A 2851-nucleotide genomic window follows, 5' to 3' on the forward strand; every position below is an offset into this window, starting at 1 on the left:
GAACGCATTCAACGTTGTTGCCCCCCGTTCATGTTTCCGATCCGACCTGGAATCGGGCCTGCACGCCACCCCGTTACTGTGAAGAGGCCCACCTAGTTTTAGCTGAACCTGATCCTTGTGTCTCCCGGCTCGCGAAATTCGCTACTCAGACAATAATGAGCTAGCGCGCCGCTCACCACGTGAGGGTCATTGCTGCGACGTAGGTCACAGCTATCATCTTCGCAACCACGATGACAGGAGCTCCAATCCGTGAACGACGAACCCCGCGGTGACGCCGAAAACCTTGATGCTGCGGGCAATTCTGCGGACGATTCCCCGGTACGCCGGGTGCGTAAACGTACCCAGGTCAAGAGCAAGGCCTACAAGCGCAAGCGTGGCCTGATCACGGGCGGTTTTCTGGCACTGCTCGTGGTGGTCGGACTGGGGCTGTGGCTGGGGTATTCGGCGAAGGAAGCGCGCACGAATCTCTACGAGGCGCGCAACCACGCCCAGCTCGCGAAAGACGCTTTACTGGACGGTAATACCGAGGATGCGGAGCGTTCTTCTGCTGACGCCGACAAGTATGCGAACAACGCGTACGACTACACGCACAACGTTCCGTGGAGCATTGCTTCGGCGATTCCGTGGGTCGGCAGCCCCTTCGACACGTCCCGGCAGATCTCCGAGGTGGTGCGAGGCCTCACATCGGAGGTGTTGACGCCGGCCGTCGAAGCCGGAACTTCCTTGGCGCCAAACCAACTCATCGCTTCTGGCGGAAAGGTAAACCTGCAGCCACTGCAGGAAGCAGCGCCGGTATTGGACCAGACCGCCGTTGCGGCACGCCGTTGGGACGATGCAGCGCAGGCTATCGACGAGCCCGCATACCTCGGGTCCGTTTCCGAGGCGCGAACACTATTGCAAGACCAGCTGACCGAGCTGTCGAAGCTTTTGGGCAATACCGCAATTGCGGCGAAGCTGGCTCCCACCATGTTGGGCGCCGACGGTCCGCGCAGCTATTTCATGGCCTTCCAAACCAACGCCGAGGCCCGCGGAACCGGCGGACTGCTCGGTGGTTATGGCATCGTCCGCGCGAATGACGGTGTTGCGCGAGTGGATACTCTGGGCCGCAATTCGGATCTTCCGATGAACAGTCAGCCACTCGACCTCGGCCCGGAATTCGCTGCACAGTACGGGCGTAGCCGGCCGACTACCGACTTCCGTAACAGTAATCTGAGTTCGCATTTCCCCTATGCCGCGCAGATTTGGAAGTCGCAGTGGGCTCAGGATTCCGGCGAGCAGGTGGACGGCGTGATCGCCACCGACCCGATCGCACTGAGTTATGTGCTGGGCGCTATTGGTCCGGTGAAGATGCCGGACGGTGAGGTGATCAGTGCCGACAATGTGGTGGAGCTGACCGAGTCGACTGCGTACATCCGGTTCGCTGACGATAATGCCGCCCGGAAGCAGTATTTGCAGACGGTGGCCGCCCGGGTGATCGACAAGATGACCGGCGAGATCAAGTCGCCGCAGAAGCTTTTGGATGCTCTGGGCCGTGCGGTGGGTGAGCGCCGGATCGCGGTGTGGAGCGCGCACCCCGAGGAGCAACAAGTTTTGGCCGGCACACCGCTGGGGCACGTGGTGCCGAATGATGCAGCACCTTATGCGGGGGTGGTGATCAATAACCAGGCGGGCAATAAACTCGACTACTACCTGACCCGAGAGATTGACTACACCGCCGAAAGCTGCGTCGGTGACACTCGACGTTCGACGGTGACGGTGAGGCTGACAAACGACATTCCGGATGGCGATTTTCCCGAGTATGTAGCAGGAACGCATATCAACACGCTGGGTGTCCCGAAGGGGACGAACGTGTCGGCGATTTCGCTGCTCGCCACTCAGAGCGCGCAGTTGCGGAATGTGACGATCGACGGCAAGCCCACGATGTTCCTGACAGGACGGGAGCTGGGACATCCGGTATTCGATGTGTTGGTCCCGGTGAGACAAAGCCGAACGACGGAGATCAAGTACGAGTTGACTGAACCGACCACGCCTGGTGAGGCGCGGGTACCAGTGCAGCCGTTGGTGGATGACCCGACAGTGTCGGTGAATGTGCCGAACTGCGGCAGCTAGATTCGAACGGTGACGCCCCATATCGCACCTACCGCTGCCACAGCCTTGACTGTGGCAGCGGGCGGCGCTGCTGGTGCAGCGCTCCGATATCAACTGTGGCGTTGGTGGCCGGACGGTGGAGCCGGATTTCCGTTTACCACCTTCGCCATCAACGTGGTGGGTTGCTTCTTGTTCGGCGTGTGCGTCGGCGTCATGCCCAACGACGAGCACGGACGTGGTGCGGTATTGCGCCATTTCTTGACATTCGGCGTACTCGGCGGGTTCACGACCTTCAGTTTCTTTGCTGTACAAGGGGTGACCCTCACCTCGCCGAAGATTGGCGCTCTGTACCTGGTGGTGACGCCAATTCTGGCGATCAGTGCAGCGATGCTAGGAAGGTGGTGTACAGCTTGTCTCTCGGCTGGCGCACGCAATGAGAGACACGCGAGATGAACATTCCAACATCGACGAGCTATCTCTCGTGGGCCGCTGCTGGCGGCGCCCTGGGCGCACTGCTGCACTACCTCATGGTAACGGGTTTCGGCCCGGTGGTAGGTACGCGTCGCGTCACCGTGGTGTTGGCAATGTGCTCGTGCATGTTGCTGGGAGTTTTTGCAGCCGCTGGGCGGGACGGCAACGCTTCTGTGTTCGTCGGTGTGGGACTTCTTGGGTCACTCACTCCGTTTACCGCGTTCGTCGATGAAAGCTTGCGGTTTCACGCCGTCCGATCATTCAAGCGAGTTCTGATCCTCGCAGTATGGAC

The 2851-nt window shown here is 60.3% G+C and carries 3 protein-coding genes; all 3 read left to right on the plus strand.

The window, feature by feature from the left end:
• The first annotated feature begins 249 nt into the window (after positions 1 to 249).
• Entirely contained in the window at positions 250 to 2109 is a 1860-nt protein-coding gene (locus tag WAW17_RS14975) for a DUF4012 domain-containing protein (protein ID WP_422333740.1), read from the plus strand.
• A 9-nt stretch (positions 2110 to 2118) separates the two neighbouring features.
• Complete coding sequence (locus WAW17_RS14980) at positions 2119 to 2541, plus strand: fluoride efflux transporter FluC (protein WP_422333741.1); 423 nt, start codon at positions 2119 to 2121, stop codon at positions 2539 to 2541.
• Positions 2538 to 2851 (plus strand): CrcB family protein (locus WAW17_RS14985; protein ID WP_422333742.1); only part of this gene is annotated, 314 nt, incomplete at its 3' end. The genes WAW17_RS14980 and WAW17_RS14985, both read left to right, overlap by 4 nt.

This window comes from Rhodococcus sp. (in: high G+C Gram-positive bacteria) (genome assembly GCF_049286785.1).
Taxonomy (GTDB): Bacteria; Actinomycetota; Actinomycetes; order Mycobacteriales; family Mycobacteriaceae; genus Rhodococcus_F.